This is a genomic window from Actinoplanes sp. NPDC051633 (assembly GCF_040681735.1).
In the GTDB taxonomy this organism is placed as follows: domain Bacteria; phylum Actinomycetota; class Actinomycetes; order Mycobacteriales; family Micromonosporaceae; genus Actinoplanes.
The window spans coordinates 1-7787 of record NZ_JBFAZH010000276.1 but is presented as its reverse complement, the minus strand read 5'-3'; the positions used below and the strand labels follow the sequence as shown (position 1 = coordinate 7787).

Below are 7787 nucleotides of genomic sequence, written 5' to 3'. Positions count from 1 at the left end.
CACTCGGCGCACCACTCGAGAGCGCCGGCGCCGGACCGCCGGCCTGGGACAGCTGCTCCCGCACCACCGTGGTGGTGAACAGCCGCCACGGCTGGAACCAGTAGAGCCCGGCGCCGAGCACCGCGGCCACAACCACCCAGGTGGCGGGCCGGCGAATCAGTCGTCTCATCACACAGGACAGTCAATCCGCCGGACCACAGCCCCGGAAGATCTCGGCGGCTTACGAAACCCTTACCGCGCCACCGCCGCGCCGGCCGCCTTCACCAGCGCCATCGTCTGCTCGATGGTCTGCGCCCGGTCCGCCGCGAACGCCTGGTCGATCAGCACCAGCGGGTCGGCCGGGTAGACCAGCGCCGAGATGTGCAGGTGACCGCCCGGCACGTCGGTGGCGCCGAGGGCCAGCCGGAGGCGGTTCGAGCGGTACATGCTCTCGTTCGACAGGTAGTTGCCGCCGCCGCCGGACTGGGCCTGCGAACCCGGCGTCGGCCCAGTGGTCTTGCAGGTCACCGGGCCGGTCGGGCGGTCACCGGCGGCCCACTCGCAGATCTGCGGGTTCAGCCGGACCGGCCACGGCGTCGTGCCCGCGGAGATCATCGCCTGATAGGGCAGCGTGGTCTCGATGAACTCCGGCTGCGGCGAGGGCTGGGGCCAGCCGGCGGCCGGCGGGACCGGCTCCGGCGTGCCCTCGTTGTTGTTGTCGGGGTTGCCGCCGCGCCACGCGCCGGCCCACTGCTCGATGTTCATCGTGCCGCGGAGGCCCTGGCTGATCGTCATGATCAGATCCGCCCGGCGGGGAGCGCTCGCGGTCAGGTGCGGCCCGAAGGCGTCCTCCACGATGCCCGCGTCGAAGCCGCTCCACGTCACCGGCAACGCGACCGTCTCGATCCGGATCGTCCTGCCGTTCGCCTTGACGGTCACGCCGTCGAGCTGCAGCGCCGCGGCGCCGGACGGGTTCGAGCGGCGGATCTCGTTGTTGAGCTGATAGGGGTCGAAGCCGCTGACCAGCAACCGCGTCACGCCCGGCCGGGCCGGGAAGTCCTTGGTGGTGAGTCCGCGGGCCGCATACTCGAACGTGCGCAACAGCCCGGCACGCGCCGGCTCCGGCACTGCGAACGAGGGCCGCCACTGCCGCAGGTCACGCGTCCCGATGAGCCGGGTCCAGTAAAGCGGGCGGTCGTCGTACCTCTCGATCGTGCCCTGCCACAACCGCCCCTGCGCGCGATCCACCGCGGCCCGCCACAGCTGCTCGCCGCGCTGCTTCAGCAGCCGGTCGGCGGCCGCCACCGACCGCGCGCGGCACAGCTCCGCCCGCAGCCGGTCCACATAGGAGGTGAAGCCGCCGGCCTCCACCAGTGCGGCCGGCACCTGCACCCCGCCGGGCAGCGCCGGCGTGTCGATCCGGCTCTCCTCATAGGTGCTCGGCGCGCTCCGGTCGAAGCAGTCGGCGGGCGCGGCACCTCGGGCGGCGGGCGCGGCCACGAGCGGCGCCCCGAGCACCAGCGCGGCAGCAGCAAGCTTGCGCAACATCGTCACTCCCCATATCGACGTCAACCGATCCTAAACAAGGTCAACCCCATATGGGTACGAGCGCCCGAAAAGTGCCGCCCCACGCGCCGGCCAGGCGGTGGGTCACCCCCGCTGCCCCGCCGCCGGGCCGGCCCGCCACGCCTGCTCGAGGTCGCCGCGGGGCGGTCCGGTCACGCCCACTCAGGGTCACCGCGGGGCGGTCCGGCGACGCCCGCTCAAGGTCACCGCGGGGCGGTCCGGCGACGCCCGCTCAGGGTCACCGCGGGGCGGTTCGGTCACGCCCGCTCTAGGTCACCGCCGGTGGCTCGTCGCGCCCGTCAACGCCACCGCCGGGCTGACGCCATCGCGGCCGCGACGTCATCGGGAGCTTGCGGGCTCCTGCGCCGACTCGCCCTTCTGGGCCGGGATCACGGCTGCCCGGCGGGCCCGCCCGGCCACGGCCAGGACCGCCGCGGCCAGCAGCATCGCCGCGACGACGACGCCGACCACTTCGTTGGGCACGTCGAGCAGCTTCAGCGCGCTCGCGGTCAGGACGATCACCAGTGCGGCGCGGACGATGCCGGCCGGCGCTCGCGACGAGATCCGCGCGCCGAGCAGGACGCCCGGGATCGAGCCCAGCAGCACCGCCGCGGCGATGTCGAGCTGCAGATCGCCGAACAGCGCGTGGCCCAGCGCGGCGGCGGTGACCAGCGGAACGGCCTGCACGAGATCCGTGCCGACCAGGTCGTTGGCGCGCAGCATCGGGTAGAGGGCGAGCAGCGCCACGACGATGAGCGAGCCGGAACCGACCGAGGTCAGCCCGACGATCAGCCCGCCGGCGACGCCGACGAGCAGCGTCGGCACCGGGCGTGGCCGGACGGCCGGGGCGGGCCCGTCGTCCCGCCGCCGGCGTGCCGCCCAGCTCTTGAGCAGCAGGCCACCGGCCGCCAGCAGCAGGGCGATGCCCAGTGCGATCTTGATCGCGTGCTGGGTGGCCGCGTCGTCGCCGATCAGCCGCAGCAACAGCACACCGAGGAACGCCGCCGGTACGCTGCCCGCGCACAGCCACCGGACCAGCCGCCAGTCGACGGTGCCGCGGCGGGCGTGCACCCACCCGCCGAAGGGCTTCATCACGGCGCTCGCGGCCAGGTCGCTGGAGACCGCGGCGATCGGCGGGACACCGAAGAACAGCACGAGCACCGGAGTCATCAAGGCGCCGCCGCCCATGCCGGTGAGGCCGACGACGATGCCGACGCCGAGTCCGGCGAGCGCGAGGGTGAAATCCATCCGAGAAGTCTACGAAATAGGTCGAGATTGTCGACAATAGGATGCCGGGTTCGCCGGCTGCCGGGACAGCCCGGCGGCGGGGCAGCGGGGGTGACCCACCTCCTGGCCGGCGGGTGTGTCCGGGAGTGTCGAGTGCTCGTACCCGGATGAGTTTGACTCTCACGTCGGTCGAGGGTCCACCATCACGGCATGGCGATCAGCGAGGACGACCTGCGGCCGGTGTTCCTGGCGGCCTGGGGGAGCGACACCTGTGATCCGGCCGACCTGCCCTGGCGGCCGGACAACCCGTCCCGGGGTCAATGTGGAGTGACCGCGCTGATCGTGCAGGAGCTGCTCGGCGGGGATCTGGTGCTCGGCGAGGTCTTCGTCGGCGGGGACAAGGTCGGTCACCACTACTGGAACCGGCTGCCCGACGGGCGCGACCTCGACCTCACCGCCGATCAGTTCCGGCCGGACGAGGTCGTGACCGGCGGCGAGGTGCAGCAGCGCCCGCCGGACGCACCGCGGAGATGTCGCGAGCAGTACGAGCTGCTGCGCCGTCGCGTGCTGGCTCAGACCACGACCGAGAAACCCTGAGGCAGGGGGCCGCGGCCGGTCAGCGCACGGACCACCGCCGGGCCGTCGCCGACCACCGCCGCGACCTTCGCCAGCAGCGCCGCCGTCTCCGCCACCGCGGCGGCCGGCGGCTCGAACGGCACACCCGCCGCGCCGGCCGCGTCGAGGCCGTGCACCACCAGCTCGAGCGTCCGCGTCGGCAGCCAGTCACGCACCCGCATCCCGCCGACCGGCGTCGCCACCAGGTCGTCGTCGCCGGCCGCGGCCAGGACCGACGTGGCCCGCCCGATCAGCTCGCCGACGGTCGCCGCGGGGTCGTCGCCGAGCTGCTTGCCGGTCGACAGCGCGTCCTCGTCCGAGGCCGCCCGGGCCGACTCGATCAGCGACGCCGGCGCCGACCGGGCCAATGCCCAGTAGCCCTCCGGCGAGTCGACCGCGATCTCCGCCGGCGGCGCGGCGAGCGCCTCGGGCACCTGCCGGATCGCCGAGCTGACCGTGTGTCCGACCAGCGACCGCAGGCTCCACTCGCCGAAGGTGACGTCCGAGTCGACCGGCAACCGCGACACCAGATCGGCGTAGGAGACGGCGGCGGCGCGGTACGTGCGGCGGAAATCCATCACAGGACTCTCCCATGTTTCCGGGGGTACGTTTCAAGGCATGACGCAACCCCGGCGCGACGAGCCGAAACCCTGGCGGGTGGAGGGCGCGCCGCCGGGCGGGCAGGCACCCAAACCCCAGCGCCCGGCCTGGATGCGGTTCGGCTGGATGCTGCTCCTGCTGCTGGTGATCAACTGGATCGTCTCGTCGATGCTGCTGCGGCCTGAGGCGCGCACGCCGGTGTCGTACACCTTCTTCCTGACCCAGGTGCAGTCGGCAAACGTGGCCGACATCACCTCGACCGGCGACACCATCGAGGGCACGTTCAGCAAGAAGGTGGCGTACACGCCGACCGGTTCCAAGCAGAGCGAGCAGGTCGACCGGTTCACCACCGAGCGGCCGTCCTTTGCGGCCGACAATCTGTTCGCGCAGTTGCAGGCCAACGGCGTGCCCGTGAACGCCAACTCGCCGGACGCGCCCGCGCCGATCTGGCAGCAGGTGCTGCTCGGCTTCGGTCCGACGCTGCTGCTGGTCGGCCTGCTGATCTGGTTCCTGCGGCGCAGCGCCTCGGCGGCCGCGGGCGGGATCGGCGGCTTCGGCCGGTCGCGCGCCAAGCTCTACTCGCCGGAGTCGGGGCCGCGCACCACCTTCGCCGACGTGGCCGGGATCGAGGAGGTGGAGCAGGAGGTCACCGAGATCGTCGACTTCCTGCGCAACCCGGATCGCTACCGCAAGCTGGGCGCGCAGATCCCGCACGGCGTGCTGCTCTCCGGCCCGCCGGGCACGGGCAAGACGCTGCTCGCCCGGGCGGTGGCCGGCGAGGCGAAGGTGCCGTTCTTCTCGATGTCGGCGTCGGAGTTCATCGAGATGATCGTCGGGGTCGGCGCGAGCCGGGTGCGTGACCTCTTCGAGCAGGCCAAGAAGGTCGCGCCGGCGATCATCTTCATCGACGAGCTGGACGCGATCGGCCGGGCCCGCGGCGGCGCCCAGTCGCTGGGCGGCAACGACGAGCGCGAGCAGACGCTCAACCAGATCCTCACCGAGATGGACGGCTTCACCGGCAGCGAGGGCGTCGTCGTGCTGGCCGCCACCAACCGCGCCGAGATCCTCGACCAGGCGCTGCTGCGGCCGGGCCGGTTCGACCGGCGGGTCACCGTGAGCCCGCCCGATCTGCCCGGCCGGCGCAAGATCCTCGAGGTGCACACCCGCGGCGTTCCGGTGGACGCCGACGTCGACCTGGCGTCGCTGGCCGCCTCGACCCCGGGCATGGTCGGCGCGGACCTGAAGAACCTGGTGAACGAGGCGGCGTTGCTCGCCGCGCGGCGGCGGCACGAGACGGTCAAGGCCGCGGACTTCAGCGACGCCCTGGAGAAGATCGTCCTGGGTACGGTGCGCGGCATCATGCTCACCCCGGAGGAGAAGGAGCGCACCGCCTTCCACGAGTCGGGCCACGCCCTGCTCGGCATGCTGACGCCGGGCGCCGACCCGGTCCGGAAGGTTTCGATCATCCCGCGCGGCCAGGCGCTGGGCGTGACCTTCCAGAGCCCGGCGGCCGACCGCTACGGCTATTCGGAGAGGTTCCTGCGCGGCCGGATCATCGGCGCGCTGGGCGGCCGGGCCGCGGAGGAGGTCGTCTTCGGCGACATGACCACGGGGGCGGAGAGCGACCTCGACCAGGTCAGCGCGATCGCCCGGCAGATGGTCGGCCGGTGGGGCATGTCGGAGGCGATCGGGCCGGTGACCGTCCTGCCGCCACCGGGCAGCGAGTCGCCGCTGGGCCTGGACGGGGTCGCGCCGGCGACCAAGGAGCTGGTGGACGCCGAGGTGCGCCGGATGGTCGACGATTGTTACGGCCAGGCGCTCGACCTGTTGCGGCGGCACCGTCCGCAGCTGGACCGGCTGGCGCACGCTCTCCTCGAGGCCGAGACGCTCGACGAGCAGGCCGCGTACGAGGCCGCCGGCATCCGCCGCGAGGAGGCGCCGGGCGCGGTGGCCCGCGGTGAGGAGCCCGGCATCAGTCCCGCGCCGGGCCTGCCGCGGCCGGTCACGGCGTCGCCGACGGACGCCCAACAGCCTTTGTGACCGCTAACAGCTGGCCCGTATCCGCGAGGTTTCTTACTTCTTACGCCTTGACGACGAAAATGTTAGCGATAACAATTCTCGGAGCGGAGTCGATCGATGACGTCGGCAAGGTAGCGAGGAGGCCCGTCATGGCCCACCGGACCGGACACCTGACCGGCGTGGACCGCGCTGCGACCGGACATACCGGCCACATCCGAGCGGTCGCCGATGGGGTCACGGCCGGTCGGCTCGAGTTACGCCAGCTGCGCTTCTTCGTGACCGTGGCCGAGGAGCTCCACTTCGGCCGGGCCGCCTCGCGCGAGCACATCGCGCCGTCCGCGCTGACGACACAATTGCAACGTTTGGAACGCACCCTGGGCGTGCTGCTGGTCGACCGCACCGGCCGGCAGATCTCGCTGACCGCGGCCGGCGCTCGCTTCCTGATCGAGGCGCGGCAGATCCTGGAGCACGTGGACCGGGCGGCGATGGTCGCGCTGGGTGCGGCGCTCACGCCGCCGACGCTGCGCATCGGAATGCTCGACGAGGGGTACGACGCGGCGCGTCCGGTGATCCGGGCCATCCGGGCCGCCCATCCCGACCTGGAGATCCATCAGGTGACCGCGGGCGTGCCCGAGCAGTGCCGCCTGCTGGCCGACGGGCGTCTCGACATCGGGGTGGGCCGAGTCTCGGGCGTGCCGGCGGCGATCGCGTCGGAATTGTTCCGGCTCGACCCGGTCGGTGTCCTGGTGCCCGCCGGCCATCCCCTCGCGGGGCGTTCGGTGGTGCCGGTGGCCGCGCTGCGCGACGAGACGCTGCTGCTCGCCGATGAGGAGCGGGCACCCGAGTTCAACGAGTTCGTGGCGGAGGCCTGCCGGTCGGCCGGGTTCTTCCCGGCGATGTTCCCCGGCACCGTGCAGAGCCTGCGGGCCGCGGTCGACCTGGTCGTGCAGGGCCGCTGCGTGGCGTGCGTGCCGGCCTCGGCGGTGACGCCGGACGACGATGTCGCCTGGTTGCCCTTCGAGCAGGTGGTGCCCCGCTATCCGTGGTCGCTGCTGTGGCGGCTGCAGGACCCGTCGCCGCACGTGGTGTCGCTGGTGTCGACGGCGCGCACGCTGTGCATGGAGAACGGGTGGCGTCGCGAGGCAGCCGACCTGGCGAGCTGACACCCGTGTGTCGAGAATGCGGCGCCCGCTTCGTCCTCGGGGCACAGGCGGCCCACGACGGGCCGCGCGACGAAGACGGAGACCACCATGACGATCAAGCGGATGGACAACGTCGGCATTGTCTTCGACGACCTCGAGGCCGCCATCGCGTTCTTCGGGGAGCTCGGGATGGAGCTGGAGGGCCGGGCACAGACCGAGGGCAGCTGGGCGGGCCGCACCGTCGGACTCGACGGCGTCCGCTGCGACATCGCGATGATGCGGACCCCGGACGGCCACAGCCGGTTGGAACTCGCGAAATACCACACTCCCGCGGCGATTGCAGGACCGCGCAACCCGCCGCACAACACCGTCGGCATGCACCGCGTGATGTTCGCCGTCGAGGACATCGAGGACGTCGTCGCCCGCCTGCGCGCGCACGGCGCCGAGCTGGTCGGTGAGCTGGTCCGCTACGAGGACAGCTACCTGCTCTGCTACGTCCGCGGCCCCGAGGGGATCATCGTCGGGCTGGCCATCTAACAATCAAGAACTTCAGCAACATATTCAACAGCTGGAAGATGAGATAGACCCAATGAGACATGAAAATGACGTTTTTCATCATTTGTTAAAATTTTTTGATAG

The 7787-nt window shown here is 71.9% G+C and carries 7 protein-coding genes; 4 read left to right on the top strand and 3 right to left on the bottom strand.

The window, feature by feature from the left end; genetic code table 11:
* Nucleotides 1-231 precede the first annotated feature (231 nt).
* Together AB0M20_RS17440 and AB0M20_RS17435 are read right to left on the bottom strand one after the other, a co-directional pair.
* Entirely contained in the window at nucleotides 232-1527 is a 1296-nt protein-coding gene (locus AB0M20_RS17440) for a hypothetical protein (protein ID WP_364299217.1), read from the bottom strand.
* A 357-nt stretch (nucleotides 1528-1884) separates the two neighbouring features.
* Nucleotides 1885-2793 (bottom strand): sulfite exporter TauE/SafE family protein, encoded by a 909-nt coding sequence (locus AB0M20_RS17435; RefSeq protein WP_364299215.1) that lies wholly within the window; start codon nucleotides 2791-2793, stop codon nucleotides 1885-1887.
* A gap of 189 nt (nucleotides 2794-2982) precedes the next feature.
* Here AB0M20_RS17435 and AB0M20_RS17430 point away from each other — a divergent pair, with 189 nt between their 5' ends.
* On the top strand, nucleotides 2983-3369 hold the full coding sequence (locus AB0M20_RS17430; RefSeq protein WP_364299213.1) for a hypothetical protein: 387 nt from the start codon (nucleotides 2983-2985) through the stop codon (nucleotides 3367-3369).
* Here AB0M20_RS17430 and AB0M20_RS17425 read toward each other — a convergent pair.
* Nucleotides 3345-3965, bottom strand: coding sequence for a maleylpyruvate isomerase N-terminal domain-containing protein (locus AB0M20_RS17425; RefSeq protein ID WP_364299211.1), 621 nt, complete (start codon nucleotides 3963-3965; stop codon nucleotides 3345-3347). The genes AB0M20_RS17430 and AB0M20_RS17425 overlap by 25 nt on opposite strands.
* Nucleotides 3966-4005: 40 nt before the next feature.
* On the opposite strand from AB0M20_RS17425, the gene ftsH reads away from it, so the two are divergent.
* The 3 genes from ftsH to AB0M20_RS17410 all read left to right on the top strand — a co-directional run bounded on the left by ftsH (nucleotide 4006) and on the right by AB0M20_RS17410 (nucleotide 7685).
* Nucleotides 4006-6027 (top strand): ATP-dependent zinc metalloprotease FtsH, encoded by a 2022-nt coding sequence (ftsH, locus tag AB0M20_RS17420; protein WP_364299209.1) that lies wholly within the window; start codon nucleotides 4006-4008, stop codon nucleotides 6025-6027.
* 128 nt (nucleotides 6028-6155) lie between these two features.
* On the top strand, nucleotides 6156-7169 hold the full coding sequence (locus AB0M20_RS17415) for a LysR substrate-binding domain-containing protein (protein WP_364299207.1): 1014 nt from the start codon (nucleotides 6156-6158) through the stop codon (nucleotides 7167-7169).
* Between the two features lie 87 nt (nucleotides 7170-7256).
* Nucleotides 7257-7685 (top strand): VOC family protein, encoded by a 429-nt coding sequence (locus AB0M20_RS17410; protein WP_364299205.1) that lies wholly within the window; start codon nucleotides 7257-7259, stop codon nucleotides 7683-7685.
* Nucleotides 7686-7787 lie beyond the last annotated feature (102 nt).